The sequence below is a fragment of the Bacillus sp. mrc49 genome, from assembly GCF_002803435.1.
In genome coordinates this window covers 1-427 of record NZ_PHNG01000037.1, presented here as the reverse complement: position 1 = coordinate 427, position 427 = coordinate 1, and the positions used below count along the sequence as shown (strand labels likewise).

At 60.7% G+C, this 427-nt stretch carries 1 protein-coding gene; it reads left to right on the top strand.

The features are described from left to right. A partial coding sequence (locus CVN76_RS00335; protein WP_100530067.1) for a hypothetical protein occupies nt 1-427 on the top strand: 427 nt, incomplete at both ends.

The window sequence follows — 427 nt, the reverse complement described above, 5'->3', positions numbered from 1 at the left end:
CAGGTAAGCGACAGCAGCCTGCAACTCACCGACCGCAAAGGGGAAAAGGTTAGCGTCAAGCTCAATGACCAGACCCGAGTGCTGAGCGTGTCGAAAGGCACGCTGGATGATATCAAACCGGACAGCTTTATCGGCACCGCTGCCGTACCGCAGCCGGACGGCTCTTTGAAAGCGTTGGAAGTGCACGTGTTCGCAGCCAGCCTGCGCGGCACCGGCGAAGGCCACTCGGCCTGGGAATCCGCCGACGGCAAGGTCGACACCATGACCAACGGTACCGTGGGCAAACTGGTGAAGTCCAACGGACGCACCCTGACCGTGACCTACGGCAACCAGCAAAAAACCGTTAACGTGCCGGAGGATGTGCCGATCGTCACCCTGGATCCCGGCGATCGCAGCCTGTTGAAACCGGGCGCGCATATCGTGTTGT